15 protein-coding genes and 1 pseudogene are annotated in these 13,392 nt (G+C 52.4%); all 16 read left to right on the top strand.

Going from position 1 to position 13,392, the window contains the following annotated elements; translation table 11 throughout:
* The 16 genes and pseudogenes from OGY62_RS10755 (at window position 1) to OGY62_RS10685 (ending at window position 13,388) form a co-directional block, all read left to right on the top strand.
* The gene (locus OGY62_RS10755) at window positions 1–1,404 is read left to right on the top strand and encodes a DUF4055 domain-containing protein (RefSeq protein WP_286459800.1); all 1,404 of its coding nucleotides are present in this window, start codon (window positions 1–3) and stop codon (window positions 1,402–1,404) included.
* On the top strand, window positions 1,391–2,503 hold the full coding sequence (locus OGY62_RS10750) for a phage minor head protein (protein ID WP_286459798.1): 1,113 nt from the start codon (window positions 1,391–1,393) through the stop codon (window positions 2,501–2,503). The genes OGY62_RS10755 and OGY62_RS10750 overlap by 14 nt, the downstream gene beginning before the upstream one ends.
* Before the next feature lie 535 nt (window positions 2,504–3,038).
* Window positions 3,039–3,803: a DUF6651 domain-containing protein gene (locus OGY62_RS10745; protein ID WP_286459796.1), complete on the top strand. Its 765-nt coding sequence runs from the start codon at window positions 3,039–3,041 to the stop codon at window positions 3,801–3,803.
* 83 nt (window positions 3,804–3,886) lie between these two features.
* Complete coding sequence (locus OGY62_RS10740; RefSeq protein ID WP_286460003.1) at window positions 3,887–5,026, top strand: major capsid protein; 1,140 nt, start codon at window positions 3,887–3,889, stop codon at window positions 5,024–5,026.
* A gap of 46 nt (window positions 5,027–5,072) precedes the next feature.
* Entirely contained in the window at window positions 5,073–5,291 is a 219-nt protein-coding gene (locus OGY62_RS10735; protein WP_286459794.1) for a hypothetical protein, read from the top strand.
* A 3-nt stretch (window positions 5,292–5,294) separates the two neighbouring features.
* Complete coding sequence (locus OGY62_RS10730; RefSeq protein ID WP_286459792.1) at window positions 5,295–5,705, top strand: protein singed; 411 nt, start codon at window positions 5,295–5,297, stop codon at window positions 5,703–5,705.
* 1 nt (window position 5,706) lies between these two features.
* On the top strand, window positions 5,707–6,090 hold the full coding sequence (locus OGY62_RS10725; protein WP_286459791.1) for a glutamate 5-kinase: 384 nt from the start codon (window positions 5,707–5,709) through the stop codon (window positions 6,088–6,090).
* Window position 6,091: 1 nt separating this feature from the next.
* Window positions 6,092–6,472, top strand: coding sequence for an HK97 gp10 family phage protein (locus OGY62_RS10720; protein ID WP_060816048.1), 381 nt, complete (start codon window positions 6,092–6,094; stop codon window positions 6,470–6,472).
* Window positions 6,469–6,861 (top strand): phage tail terminator-like protein, encoded by a 393-nt coding sequence (locus OGY62_RS10715; protein ID WP_286459790.1) that lies wholly within the window; start codon window positions 6,469–6,471, stop codon window positions 6,859–6,861. Before OGY62_RS10720 ends, OGY62_RS10715 begins: the two co-directional genes overlap by 4 nt.
* Before the next feature lie 24 nt (window positions 6,862–6,885).
* Window positions 6,886–7,818 (top strand): annotated as a pseudogene (locus tag OGY62_RS10710) (phage tail tube protein); the annotation flags it as partial.
* The gene (locus OGY62_RS23310; protein WP_378075501.1) at window positions 7,801–8,049 is read left to right on the top strand and encodes an Ig-like domain-containing protein; all 249 of its coding nucleotides are present in this window, start codon (window positions 7,801–7,803) and stop codon (window positions 8,047–8,049) included. The pseudogene OGY62_RS10710 and the gene OGY62_RS23310, both read left to right, overlap by 18 nt.
* Before the next feature lie 62 nt (window positions 8,050–8,111).
* Window positions 8,112–8,579, top strand: coding sequence for a phage-derived protein YdaY family protein (locus OGY62_RS10705; RefSeq protein WP_286459787.1), 468 nt, complete (start codon window positions 8,112–8,114; stop codon window positions 8,577–8,579).
* A 149-nt stretch (window positions 8,580–8,728) separates the two neighbouring features.
* Entirely contained in the window at window positions 8,729–8,899 is a 171-nt protein-coding gene (locus OGY62_RS10700; RefSeq protein WP_286459786.1) for a hypothetical protein, read from the top strand.
* Window positions 8,900–8,938: 39 nt separating this feature from the next.
* Window positions 8,939–12,439, top strand: coding sequence for a phage tail length tape measure family protein (locus OGY62_RS10695; protein ID WP_286459784.1), 3,501 nt, complete (start codon window positions 8,939–8,941; stop codon window positions 12,437–12,439).
* Window positions 12,439–12,903 (top strand): hypothetical protein, encoded by a 465-nt coding sequence (locus OGY62_RS10690; RefSeq protein WP_012132715.1) that lies wholly within the window; start codon window positions 12,439–12,441, stop codon window positions 12,901–12,903. Before OGY62_RS10695 ends, OGY62_RS10690 begins: the two co-directional genes overlap by 1 nt.
* Window positions 12,900–13,388, top strand: coding sequence for a DUF1833 family protein (locus OGY62_RS10685; RefSeq protein WP_198448107.1), 489 nt, complete (start codon window positions 12,900–12,902; stop codon window positions 13,386–13,388). The genes OGY62_RS10690 and OGY62_RS10685 overlap by 4 nt, the downstream gene beginning before the upstream one ends.
* Window positions 13,389–13,392 lie beyond the last annotated feature (4 nt).

Below are 13,392 nucleotides of genomic sequence, written 5' to 3'. Positions count from 1 at the left end.
ATGCCAGATATTTCGACACCCAACCTCGACTATAACGACATGGTTGAGGCGTGGGACATTAATGATGCCCTGATGGGTGGCACGCTGGAAATGCGCCGGCAGGGCGAATCCTACCTACCCCGCTGGCCGCGCGAGGATAAAGAGGACTATAAGAAACGCCTGTCTGTTGCGACGCTGCTCCCGGCCTACGAAGAAAGCATTAAGCAAAATACCGGGCGCGTATTTGCTGAGCCAACTGTGTTAAGCGAAAAAACGCCGGAAAAAATCAAAGATTATGCCGAAAACATCGATATGGAAGGCAGCCGCCTTGATGTCTGGGCGCAGCAATTCTTCAGTCTGGCGTTTCAGTATGGTCTCGCACATGCACTGGTGGATTACCCGCGCACCAACGCCGAAGAAATCCGCACAAAAGCTGACGAGCAGGCTGCTGGTGGTCGACCGTATGTAACGATGCTTAATCCTCGCCAGGTGATCGGCTGGAAATCAAAGGTTGTCAGCGGAAAAGTTGTACTCACTGAACTGCGCGTAAAAGAAGTCATTGTCGTGGATGGTGACGACTTCGGGCAAACCAAAGTTGAGCAGATCCGCCACATCATGCCGCGTAAAGTGGAAATCTGGCGCCGTAACAAAGGTGATGGTGGGGAATCCACCTGGACTCTTTATGAAGAGTGGGAAACCAGCCGCGACGATATTCCCCTTGTAACGCTCTACACCAAAAAAACCGGGTTTATGCGAGGTTCTCCGCCATTGCTGAATCTGGCATTGTTGAACATCAAGCACTGGCAAAGCCAGAGTGAGCAGGACAACATTCTTCATGTTGTGCGTGTGCCGCTTCTGTCTGTTTTTGGCCTGGAAGATGATCAGGAACTGGTTATTGGCTCATCCAGTGCTACTAAATTCACCGACCGCGCAAAGCAGGGTATGGAATACACCGAGCACACCGGCGCTGCCATTGAATCCGGCAAAACGTCGCTGGATGATCTGGAAAATCAGATGCGCCAGGCGGGCGCGAAGTTGCTGCGTGCAGAAAACACATCAACAAAATCTGACGACCAGACGCATGAAGAACACATGCAGGAAAACTCACCGATCTACACGATGGCGAGTTCGCTGGAGGATGCGCTCGATAACATTCTGCAAATCATGGCCGAATGGATTGATCTGCCTGATGGCGGCAATGTTGATGTGCGCACAGAGCTGGATGTTTCTACCCAAACGTTCGATTCATCTGCTGCTATGGCCGTTCAGTCCCTGCGACAGGGGGGCGACATCCGCCAGGTTGATGCCGTTCGCGTGCTTCAGGCGCTTAAATTCATCGATCCTGACGCGAAGCCGGATGACGTGATCGACGAGCTGAAAAATCCACCAGTGACACTGACAGGCAACAATAATGGCGACGGTTAACGAGCAGCTGCGTGACGAGTCCATAGCGCACGCTCTCTGGATTAGTCGTTACAGTACCGGCGTTGCCAGTCGAATGGTGAAACTGCTCAACGAAAGTGATGCTGAACTGACGGCGCGCCTGCTGGTGGCGATGGATGGTATAGAGCCGAATAGCTTTACGGTCACACGTCTTGAAGCACTGCTGGCGAGCGTGCGGGAAATTAACCGCACAGCGATAAACGGCATGTTTTCCAGCCTGTCCACCGAACTGAATGACCTGGCGCAACATGAGGCTGGGTATCAGTTGAGCCTGTTTGACGCGCTGTTGCCGGAGTTCGTGACCGACGTTCATCCGTTGGTGGGTATCTCTCCTGACGCGGTGTATGCCGCCGCGATGGCGCAACCATTCCAGGGGCGATTACTCAGTGAGTGGGCGTCAAACCTCGAAGCGGATCGCCTCAACCGCATAAATAACACAGTGCGACAGGGCTTTTTGCTGGGAGATACGACAGAGCAGATAGCGCGCAAGGTTCGCGGCCACGCGAATCGGGGCTATCAGGATGGCGCGTTGCAGATGAGCCGAGCCAATGCTGCCAGTATCGCGAAAACGGCGGTGGGCCATCTTGCTGCGACGGCGCGCAACAGCTTCGCCAGTGCAAACGATGACCTGATGAAGGGCAAGCAATGGCTTTCTACTCTGGATAACAGAACGACGCATATATGCAGTATTCGCGATCGTCTGAAGTACACGCTGGATAACAAGCCAATCGGTCATAAGATTCCTTACTTGCAGGGGCCTGGAAAAATTCATTTCTGCTGCCGCTCTACTGAAACCTTCATCCTCAAATCGGCAAAAGAACTGGGTATCGATGTTCGCGATATCCCGCCAGCGGAACGCGCAAGCATGGACGGCGTTGTACCGGGCGATACCAACTATCAGGAATGGTTCTCGCGCCAGTCGTTCGATCGTCAGAAGCAAATCGTTGGCGAAAAGCGCGCCCGGTTGATTCGTGATGGCGGTATGTCTCCTGATGAGTTCTACACCGACAAAGGCGAGTGGCTCACCCTTGACCAGTTGCGTGAACGTGACGCGCAAGCGTTTAAAGATGCCAGAATGTGATAGGGTAAATTCGTGGTGAATGTAGGATGCTGACCTGCGCGCTAAAGCATCACGTGAGAAACGGGCAAGCCGGAAACTAGATTCACTTCGGTGAATCCCTGCCGAACGTTTTATCGTTTGCCGTGGCAGCACCGGCCACCACACTTATTCTGTGTCATTCAGGAGGGGCTATTAAGCATGAAGATATTTTTAAGGGGCGGGCCAAGAGATGGTGAGTCCGTGCCCGCTCACACCGATGACTACGGTGTACCATTAGAACGAGTTCAATTCCCTCAGCCTGTTTCTGATGCATCCCCAATGTTTAACAATGGTTTTGATGCCTGTGATCTCGAACAGGGTATCCTGGTATATACGCTCGAAAGGATAGTAATAGACGGAAAACTGCATCACTACGAATATCACTATCAAGGTCGCTAACGCGGCCTTTTTTAATATCTGAAATTCACCACAGGCTGCCTCCGGGCGGCCTTTTTTATTGCCGCAATCCGGATGGTGAGCGGTGCAACGGTCGGATGACCAAATCAAAGGTAACAACATGAAACTGAAGACAGTAGAAGTAAACGGTAAGCACTACGCAGAAGTCGATGCTAATGGCCTGCCGGTTTACGTGCATGACGACGGGAAAGAAATTGGCTTCGATGCCGCTCAGGCTGTCAGCAAAATCTCGGCACTGAATGGCGAGGCTAAATCCCATCGCGAAGCCAAAGAAGCCGTTGAAACGAAACTTGCGGCTTTTTCCGGTATTGAAGACCCCAAAAAGGCGCTTGAAGCAATCGAGATGATGACCAAAATCGACCAGAAAAAACTGATCGATGCTGGCGCTGTTGACCAGGTGAAAGCCGAAATCACCAAATCATTCCAGGTGCAACTGGATGAGGCCAACAATAAAAATAAAACGCTGGAAGGCCAACTGTACGACTCGATGATCGGTGGTAGTTTTACTGGCTCCAAATTTATCACCGATAAAATCGCCATCCCTGCCGATCTGCTTCAGGCCCGCTTCGGGCAGTCGTTTAAAGTCGAAGAGGGTAAAGTTGTCGCCTATGACGGCACCGGCAACAAAATTTATTCCCGCTCTAAACCGGGCGAACTGGCCTCATTCGATGAGGCGCTGGAGTTCCTGGTAGAGCAGTACCCGCAAAAAGACCACATCCTGAAAGCCAGTGGCAACAATGGCGGTGGTTCGCGAACAACTCAACACGATGCCGGGCAAAAGACCATGAAGCGCTCAGCATTCGATTCTCTGGATATGGCCGGAAAACAGACTGCTCTCAAAGACGGTATCACCATCGTCGATTAACTGCATTTGCCAGCTTCCGGATGGTGGCTGGCGCCAGAGCTGGATAGCTCAACCAACCCAAATCTATCTCTAAGGAAAAATGAATCATGTCGAATACACTGACCGGGTTGATCCCGACTATCTATACCGCTCTGGATATCGTTTCTCGTGAGCAGGTGGGGTTTATTCCTGCAGTAGCGCGCAACACCAAAGCAGACGCAGCGGCGAAGGGGCAGACAGTAACTGCGCCCGTCGCACCGGAAGCTGTTACCGAGGACATCATGCCGGGGCCGTCTGCGCCGAATACTGGTGATCAGAACATCGGCACTGTTGATGTAAAAATTACCAAATCCAAAATGGCACCGGTCAAATGGAACGGTGAAGAACAACTGGCTCTCGGCCCGGCAGGTACTTACAACACTATCCTCGCCGACCAGTTCACCCAGGCATTCCGCGCACTGTCAAATGAGGTCGATGCTGATCTCGGCGCACTTTACTACGGCACTTCTCGCGCCGTTGGTACTGCTGGCACAACGCCGTTTGGCGTGAAGGAAGATCTGACCGACGCAGCTAATGCACGCAAGGTTCTGGAGGACAATGGTTCGCCAACCACCAGCCTGCAAATGGTTCTCGGTTCTTCTGCAATCGCGAATCTTCGCGGGAAGCAGACGGTACTGTTCAAAGTGAATGAATCCGGCACTGAGCAACTGCTTCGCGAAGGTACGCTGGGCCGACTGGAAGGCTTCAACATTCACAACTCTGCGGGCGTTAAGCGTGCGCCAGCTGCTACCGCGACAGGATATCTGGTCAATGGCGCGAAACAGGAAGGCGATATCATCATTGCCATTGATACCGGTACGGGTGCTATTGCTGCGGGCCAGCTTGTGACTTTCGCTGGTGACGATAACCAGTATGTCGTTGCTGCTGCGACCGCTACCACTATCACCCTGGCGGCACCGGGTCTGCGTCAGGACCTGGCTGACGGCGTTGCTATCACTGTAGTCGGTGGTTTCACTGCAAATATGGCGTTTGACCGTAACGCATTTCTGCTGGCTTCTCGTACCCCGGCTATGCCGGAAGGTGGTGACACCGCTGATGACGTGATGAATGTCACCGACCCAGTTTCCGGTATCACCTTCCAGATCGCGCTGTATCGTCAGTACCGCCAGGTGCGTTATGAAGTTGGCCTGGCGTGGGGCGTGGCTTCCATCAAACCAGCCCACGCAGTAATGCTTCTGGGCTAATACCATCACACAAGGGGCTTCGGCCCCTTTTCCTTTTGGAGGGATTATGGCTGGATTGACGAAAGAACAGCGCGCTCAGCGAGCAGCAGAAAAACTTGCTGCTGAGTTGGCGGCGCAAAACAATTCTGAGCAGCAGGAGCAGGGTGCTCAGTTGGTTGCTATGTTCACTGACTTCCCAGCATTCCCCGGTGCGCCCACCACCGCAGATGTGCATCCTGACGAAGTGGAAAACTGGAAGGCGGCAGGCTGGCACATAGAGGAGTGATTCATGATCACCTACATCACGGTAGCGGACGTTGATCAAATCCTCGGTGCCGACTGGACTGATGCCAGCAAAAAATCAAAATCGGTACTGATGGCTAACACCTGGATGAATGGCCTTGGCCTGAAATTACCATGCGACAAAAATACCCACGAAATCATTATCCCTGATGATGTGAAGCAGGCTGGGGCGTATGCGTCGCTGGCGGCAGCAAATGGCGGGCTATATCAGCAGAAAACCAGTTCTGGTGTCCTCACCAGTGAATCGGTTGATGCCGATGGTGTGAGTGTGTCAGAAAGCTACGCCGAAATGGCAACAAACAGCACATCTTTGCTGGATTCCGATCTGCAACTGGCACTGGCGATGCTCAAGCCGTATGGCGCGAATACTTCGCAGATTCGGATTGTCAGGGGGTGACGTGGGAATTCGTGACAAGATTCAGACGAAGGTCGCAAAGGCCTTTGATACCAAGCTGGCGGATGCTGTCAACGATTTCACCGGCTCTTACGTCATCCAAACCGGATGGGACCCGGTAACGGAAACAGGCGGTGAAACCACAGTGACCTACACCGGGCGTGGCGTTCTGTCGAAATACAGCCTCAACCGCATCGATGGCGTCAATATCCTGCACGGTGACCTGAAATTAACCGCGCTGACGAATGAAGTTACCGACAAACCGAAAGTCGATCACATCATCACTGCACCAGACCTGATTACCGGCGAACAGCAAAGCTACAAGGTCATTACGGCAGGAACCGACCCGGCAAAAGCGACATATTCCATCCAGTTGCGGAGGGCGTGATATGGCGAACGGGTGGAGTATCGACCCTTCTGTTTTTATGAATCAGGTTGAGGAAGACGTTGGTAAAAAATTGCGTTTTATCTCGCTTCAGTTGCTGAATGAAATTGTCTCTCGCTCTCCGGTCGATACCGGGCGTTTCCGTGCGAATAATCAGGTGAGTATTGGCTCTCCTGAATACGGCACCACCGATACAACAGATAAAAATGGATCGGCGACTTTGCAGCAAGGCAGTGCTGTTATCGCGCAGGGAAAACCTTATTCAGTCATCTACATTCAGAATAACCTCCCATACGCGGAACCTCTGGAGAATGGTCACTCGCAGCAGGCTCCGGCGGGTATCTACGCTGTCTCATTCCACGGTGTAACACAGGCCTACAAATGACCCTCACAGAAATTCGTAACGCTGTCATCACCCGCATGACGGCGCAGACCGCTATTGCCAAAAGCGACGTGACATACCCTAACGACCCGACATTCGACCCGAAAGGAAAAGATATTTGGGCGCGCGTGACAAATATAGCCGGTCAGGCGGGCGCGACGGAAATCGGCGCGGGTCCCGTTGTACACAGAACGGGGATTGTCATTATCCAGCTTTTTGTTCCCACCGGTTCTCACTCATTACCAATAACTCAGGCCGCCGACAAAATTGTTTCTTTGTTCGAGTTCCAGGATGACGGCGCGCTGAGCTATTTCGCTGCATCAGCATACGAAGTCGGCGATGCCAATGGTTGGTATCAATGGAACGTCAATATCCCTTACCGCGCGACTTAGCGCCAAATAACAGGAGGTCACCAGATGTCATCTGGAGCCAAAGTTCTTAGTGCATTCGTGCGCGAAATCACTCCCGGAGTGACCCCAACGGGTATTCCGTGGAACCTTTTAAAACGCACAAGTTGGGGCGTTGGCCCGTCCCAGAATACCAATGACAACGATGAAATCGGCGGCACCCGAATGGCACAGGGCGCTACGCTGGGAACAGTCGATGTTGGCGGCGATGTCGGGGCAAAATTCCGCTACGGCCAGCATGATGAATTCCTGGCTTCGTGTTTTGGCGCGGAGTGGGCGGGCAATGTGCTGACGATGGGGAATGACCGCATTTCTTTCTCTCTTGCGACATACGCCTCTGACGTTGGTATCGCCTCTATCGTTCGCGGCGCGCAGGTAAGCGTGTTCCAGTTGGAAGTTCCTAACGACGGTGACGTTACCGCGACGATCACTTTCGCCGGGTTGGGCTGGGATTCGAAAGCAGACGATACGAGCTATATCGAAGGTACACCTGCCGATAATGCTGGCGAGTTGCGTTACTCGTTCAAAGAAGTCACCGCAATCAACCTGAACGGAATCGACGGTGGTGATGGCTTCTGTATTGATACCTTCAACATCCAGTTCGACAACAACGTCCAGACGCAGCGCTGTATCGGCACTGGTTCACCATATGCAGGGGCCAATATCCCGACCACCTTTACGCCGTCAGGTTCGATCACATTATCCTGGTCTAAAGCTGCGTGGGAGGTATGGAGCAAGACGCTGACCGGGGCGACGGTGCCGTTTAGCTTCACCCTGGCGAATGACGAAGGTCAGTACACGTTTAACTTCCCGAAAGTGCAGGTTGCTGGCGACTGGCCTGATGGCGGCAATACCGACATCATTCAAGTGCAACTCGACATCACTGCGGCCGACGAGTCACCGACCATTATCCGCGCCGTTACCATTCCGGCAACCGGTATCACGGTAACCCCGGAAACAGCTTCCGTTGATGTGGGCGATACAACCAGCCTCACTGCAACGCTGGCTCCCGCCGGCGCCACGGATACTGTTACGTGGGAGTCATCAGATCCTGAAGTGGCAACAGTTAGTGCGTCAGGCGTCGTTACTGGTGTGGCGGCCGGAACGGCAACCATCACCGCTAAGGCACGCACTTTTACCGATACGGCAACCATTACCGTAACTGAACCATAAAATTTCCCTTGCCCGTTCCGCTCTGCATGGCGGCGCGGGCTTTTTTCATGCAGGAGTTCCGAATGATTATCCTAACCCCACGAATTGATGTTGGCGGCGAGCGCTGGTTTACGCCGATGAAAGATCTCAACCCCATTGAAGGCCTGAAGCTGCTCGTCAGCAGCATCGATAACGACCAGTATCGCTCGCGTAATGCACTTATTCGCCGCCACATTGAAAAAATGGATGCCAGTTACCAGGTGGGAACCAGCGAATTTAGCCTGTCAGCGGTCGGGGAAATTGACTCTGCCGATGACCTGCTGATCGACAACTGCGCGCGTTACCTGCTGAAAGACTGGAAGGGTGTCGGTGAGCTTGTGGATGGCAAAGAAGTGCCGATTGAGTACACACCGGAACGCGGTGCTACCCTTCTGAAACAGGAACCAGCGTTTTACTGGCAAATTCTGGCGGAGGCAGCCAGCATCGCCCAGGGCAAAGAGCAGCAAAAGCAGGAAACCGTAAAAAAGCCATCGAAGCGCAAAAGTGGCTGAGTGAATTCGGCGGGGAGCAGGGCGAAAAGGCAAAGTGGCGAAGGGAGAAATTAAAACTCCCGCCAATTCCCGAACCTGAAATTGACGGTGTTACAGGGGAAATCCTCAACGCTTACTCCGTTATCTCCCGCTCCCGGCTGTATGCCGGGATGGCTGGCGCGCCGCTGCCAATCTCACTTCATGATATTGAGCGCTTTCTTTCTGCACGTCCCGTCCTCATTGATCGTGATGAATTTGACGCGGCGATATTTGCCCTCGATGACGCATGGCGTGAGCAGTGGGCGAAGGAACAGAAAAAACGCGGCAAACAGAAACAATAAGCCCGGCATGTCCGGGTATTTTTATGCCCGGAGATCGCAATGGCAGAACAGACATCCCGCCTCGCCATCATTATTGACAGCACCGGCGCTGAGAAAAACGCAGAAAATCTGACGACAGCCCTCAGTGGTCTGACTGAATGGGGTATGAAGGCTGCGGCCAGTGCCGGGAAGGTGACTAAAGCCACCGAGGAAGAAAAGGAGGCGATGAGTAAACTTCGCGCCGCTATCGATCCTGTTGGTGCAGCCATTAACACCGTTGGGCGCCGCTTTACCGAATTAAAAAAATATTTCGACAAAGGGTTAATTGATAAGGAAGAGTTTGAGTTTCTGTCGAGAAAACTCAACGAAACCACAGAAGAGTTGAGTGGAGTAGCTCAGGCTCAGCGTGAAGCGGAAAAAGCAGGTAAATTAGCAGCCGCGCAGCAAGAGGCGCAGGCACAAGCCTTCCAGCGCATGCTGGATAAAATTGATCCGCTAACTGCTGCCCTGAGAAATCTTGACCAACAGCAAGAAGATCTTAACGCTGCGCTCTCAGCCGGAAAGCTCAACACTTCGCAGTTCGATGCCTACAGTAAAAAATTGCAGGAAACTCGTCGGGAAGTCACCGGAGAAGCACAGGCTGAGAGAGAGGCGGCGAAAGCTCATGATGAGCAGCGCGCGGCATTGCAACGCCTGGTCGCTCAGCTTGATCCAGTTGGCGAGGGATTTCGCCGACTCGCGGAGCAGCAAAAGCAGCTCGACTCTGCGAAATCGTCAGGGCTGCTTTCCCCTGAGTCATACACAAAACTTTCCGGCACGCTCGGTGAAATGCGTACCGAGTTAGAAAAAACGCAGGCGCAGTTAGGCAAAACTGGCATGTCAGCAAAGCAAACTGCTTTTGCGATGCGCATGATCCCTGCTCAGATGACCGATATCGTCGTGGGTCTGTCTACCGGGCAAAGTCCGTTCATGGTGCTGATGCAGCAGGGCGGTCAGTTAAAAGATATGTTCGGCGGCATCGGCCCGGCGATTAAAGGCGTTAGCTCCTATGTGATGGGCCTGATCAATCCTTTCACGCTGGCGGCTGCTGCGGTCGGCGTGCTGGGTGTGGCGTACTACAAAGGCACGCAGGAACAGGACGCTTTCAATAAATCACTCATCCTGACGGGTAACCAGGTAGGGAAAACATCGGGTCAACTGGCGGACATTGCCGCGCGTGCTGGTGTAGCGGCGAACTCTACCACTGGCAAAGCAGCATCGACGTTAAATTTACTGGTGGAATCTGGAAAGGTTGCCGGTGATTCGCTGGAGCGTGTGACCACGGCTGTTGTTAAAACGAGTGAAGCCACTGGTATTGCGACCGATAAACTGGTGGACGATTTCAACAAAATAGCCGCCGATCCGGTTGCAGCAATCACCAAACTGAACGATCAGTATCACTTCCTTACTCTGGCAACTTACAACCAGATTAAGGCCCTTCAGGATGAAGGGAATCAGCAGGAAGCCGCGCGCGTTGCCAGCGAAGCATATTCTTCGTCGATGATTCAGCGCTCCAATCAGATTAAGGAAAATCTGGGGTATCTGGAAACCGCATGGAACTCACTGGCTAAAGCTGCTGGATGGGCGTGGGATGCCATGCTTGATGTTGGTCGTGATGCATCCGTAGAGCAAAAAATTCAGGATGCCAGCAGCGAGCTTGAACGCGCGCAGAAATCGCTTGCTGATTTGGAGCGTGGTCAGGCCGCTAATGCGGGCCCCTATGGCGCATGGAAGTCCGATGATTTAGATCGGCAGCGAAAAGCGGTAACTTTGCTTAAACAGCGGTTATCTACACTGCAAAGTGAAAAAACGGCGCAGGACGTAATTAACAATACAATTGATGGATACAACCAACGCCAGCAAAAAAGTATTGAGGCCCAGAAAGTTGTTAATTCACTTACTGAGCAGACGCTGTCTAATGAGCAGAAAAGGAAAAAGGAACAGGACAAGCTAACCAAAGCAATTAAAGATGGTGCGGTAATCAGCAAGGAAGAAGAGGCTCGTTTACGGAAAAATATCAACGATAGATATAAAGATCCCAAAACCCCAAAAACACCCAAAGGAAAAGCATATAGCGAAGACGCAGCGACACGGTTGCTGGATCAGTTAAACCAGCAGTACGTTACTTTAACCTCACAGTTCGACACAACAGAGAAAATAGGTTCTGCGCAACAAGCTCTTATTAAATGGGAGCAACAACTTTCTGATATTAAATCGAAGAAAACTTTGACTGCTGATCAGAAATCCCTCTTGGCTAATCAGGAGGCTATTACTGCTCAATTGCAAAAAAACGCAGCTATCGAAAAGGAGATAGCGCTCCGTAAGGATGTTGATAAGTTGACAGCGTATAAAAATACGCTTTCTTCTGGTCTGCAAAATGATGCTACAGGGCTACAAAATAGCCTTAATAGCAACACGGTGCTTTCTCAGGAGCAGAAACGTCAGCAGGAACTGACAAAAATCGTCAGTGAGTACCAAAAAAAGCAGGTCGAATTAACCAATCAGAGAACAACCGGGCAGATCTCGCAAAACTTATACGACCAGGAAACCGCCGCTCTACAGCAGGCTCTCAATCAGCGCCTTGCCATGCAGCAATCCTATTACACTCAGTTGGATCAACTGAATGGTAACTGGCAGTTAGGTGTTCAAAATGGGTTGCAGTCATATCTGAACAGTGTCCCAACACTTTATGAATCAGTTACTACAGCAGCAACATCAATTCTAAGCTCCACTGAAACCGCCATTTCATCCAACCTTTCAGCGATGGTGCATGGAACGGAAAGTTTGAGTGACGGATTTAAAAACATGGCAGCAGGAATGGGTGAAGCTGTTATTGATGCGCTGACGAAGATGGCGGCGCAGTGGCTGGTGTATCAGGCTGTTCAATTGCTTGTAGGGAAAACGGCAGCGGCTGGCGCGTCTGCATCAATGATTGGACAAGCAACCGCAATGTCACAGATTGCAGCAATTAACGCATATGCTTCTGCGGCTGCGATCCCTATCACAGGATGGGCAATAGCTCCAGCTGCGATGGCCGCAGCAGAGGCCGCAACCACTCCTTTAATTGCGGCAGTTGCCGCTGCTTCATCAGCCATGACTGCTGGCGCAGGCTTCGCTAATGGTGGTTTTACGGGCCCGGGCGGAAAATACCAGCCCGCCGGGATAGTGCATAAAGGCGAGTATGTTTTTGACCAGGCTGCAACCAACCGGATCGGCGTCTCGAACCTTGAGGCGCTGCGCAATGGTGGTTCTCTGGATGCAACGCTGAGTAAACCCGGCTTCGGTACGGGGGCGCAGAACGTCAATAACAACAGCAATGCTATGACCCTGAACGCGCCCATCAACCAGAATTTCAACATTCAACAGGGTGTAACCCCCGATCAGATGAATCTGTCGCTGGCGCAGACTCAGAAACAGGCTACCAGCGATGCATTGGATCAGGTCGCCAATCAGATCGTGAAAGGTAACGGGAAAGTGGGTAACGCAATGCGAGGAACGTACACCGGAAGGAGAACTACCTGATGGCTGAAAAATACTACCCTCACGATTATCTTCCCATGCCGCTTCAGGACGGTTATGCATTTCAGCCAGTCAGTCCGTTAAAGCGCACCGAAATGACCACCGGACGCGCCCGCCAGCGCCGCGCGTTTATTTCGACGCCGACACAGGCAAATGTACAGTGGTTTTTCGAAAACGATGCTCAGGCTCAGCTTTTTGAGGGCTGGTATCACGAAACCATCACTGACGGTGCCGACTGGTTTTTTATGCGGTTGCAAACGCCGCTGGGCGTTGAACTCTACAAATGCCGGTTTACGGACATCTATCAGGGGCCGACTCTTGTCGCCCCGATTTACTGGCAGTTCTCCGCGACGCTGGAATTATGGACGCGTCCTGTTCTTGGCGATGGCTGGGCTGAGTTCCCGGACTACATCATCAACAGCAGCATCATCGATATTGCACTTAACAGGGAGTGGCCGGAAGCATGACCAGTCCGACTTTGAAACGACTGTATGCCTCTTCCGGTGAAGAGGTCATTATCAAAACTTTGCAGATCAACATCGGTGATGATGTCCTGTATCTCTGCGATGGCTACGACAACATAACAGCGACGACGGAAACTGGTGAAGAGGTCACATTCATCGCCAGCGCCATTGATGTTGCACTACCCGCGCGGAACAGTGACGGCACTCAGGATTTGCAGTTTGCTGTCTCAAACATCAAAGGCGAAGCGTCCACATCCGTGCGCAGCGCGCTGGAAAATCTGCGTGGCGCCACGGTGACCTACCGACAATATACATCTGACGATTTAGCCGCGCCCGCAGACCGCCCTTATACCCTGACTGTTAAAAACGGGTACTGGACTGCAACACAGGCGCAGATTATCGCGGGATACATGAATGTGCTGGATACTGCCTGGCCCCGCTATCGCTACACACTCCCGTTCTATCCTGGCCTTCGTTACATGAGCTAAGGAG

The organism is Citrobacter sp. CK198 (assembly GCF_030333295.1).
GTDB lineage: Bacteria > Pseudomonadota > Gammaproteobacteria > Enterobacterales > Enterobacteriaceae > Citrobacter_B > Citrobacter_B koseri.
This window is presented reverse-complemented; position numbering and strand designations above follow the sequence as displayed.

Coding starts and splice junctions, on each gene's coding strand:
- OGY62_RS10755 (WP_286459800.1), top strand. CDS start 1: ATGCCAGATATTTCGACACCCAACCTCGACTATAACGACATGGTTGAG.
- OGY62_RS10750 (WP_286459798.1), top strand. CDS start 1,391: ATGGCGACGGTTAACGAGCAGCTGCGTGACGAGTCCATAGCGCACGCT.
- OGY62_RS10745 (WP_286459796.1), top strand. CDS start 3,039: ATGAAACTGAAGACAGTAGAAGTAAACGGTAAGCACTACGCAGAAGTC.
- OGY62_RS10735 (WP_286459794.1), top strand. CDS start 5,073: ATGGCTGGATTGACGAAAGAACAGCGCGCTCAGCGAGCAGCAGAAAAA.
- OGY62_RS10730 (WP_286459792.1), top strand. CDS start 5,295: ATGATCACCTACATCACGGTAGCGGACGTTGATCAAATCCTCGGTGCC.
- OGY62_RS10720 (WP_060816048.1), top strand. CDS start 6,092: ATGGCGAACGGGTGGAGTATCGACCCTTCTGTTTTTATGAATCAGGTT.
- OGY62_RS10715 (WP_286459790.1), top strand. CDS start 6,469: ATGACCCTCACAGAAATTCGTAACGCTGTCATCACCCGCATGACGGCG.
- OGY62_RS10705 (WP_286459787.1), top strand. CDS start 8,112: ATGATTATCCTAACCCCACGAATTGATGTTGGCGGCGAGCGCTGGTTT.
- OGY62_RS10700 (WP_286459786.1), top strand. CDS start 8,729: ATGGCTGGCGCGCCGCTGCCAATCTCACTTCATGATATTGAGCGCTTT.
- OGY62_RS10695 (WP_286459784.1), top strand. CDS start 8,939: ATGGCAGAACAGACATCCCGCCTCGCCATCATTATTGACAGCACCGGC.
- OGY62_RS10690 (WP_012132715.1), top strand. CDS start 12,439: ATGGCTGAAAAATACTACCCTCACGATTATCTTCCCATGCCGCTTCAG.
- OGY62_RS10685 (WP_198448107.1), top strand. CDS start 12,900: ATGACCAGTCCGACTTTGAAACGACTGTATGCCTCTTCCGGTGAAGAG.